Source organism: Vallitalea sediminicola (genome assembly GCF_054408565.1).
The window spans coordinates 1-231 of sequence record NZ_BTPT01000398.1 but is presented as its reverse complement, the minus strand read 5'-3'; the positions used below and the strand labels follow the sequence as shown (position 1 = coordinate 231).

General features: G+C 30.3%; 1 pseudogene. It reads right to left on the bottom strand.

The features are described 5' to 3' along the window. Positions 1 to 203: pseudogene (locus ACX6CF_RS27180) on the bottom strand (carboxylating nicotinate-nucleotide diphosphorylase); the annotation flags it as partial. Positions 204 to 231 lie beyond the last annotated feature (28 nt).

The window sequence follows — 231 nt, the reverse complement described above, 5'->3', positions numbered from 1 at the left end:
TCTACAGCTTTTTTTATACTACCTACAGCTTTAATGTGATTGTCTTTTATCATGACTGCATCAGATAAATTAAATCTATGGTTATAACCTCCGCCTACTCTTACAGCATATTTTTCTAATGCCCTTAGACCAGGTGTTGTTTTTCTTGTATCAACAATTCTTACAGGCATATTATTAGTGTTATTAACAAAATTATTAGTCATTGTAGCTATTCCTGAAAGTTTTTGTATT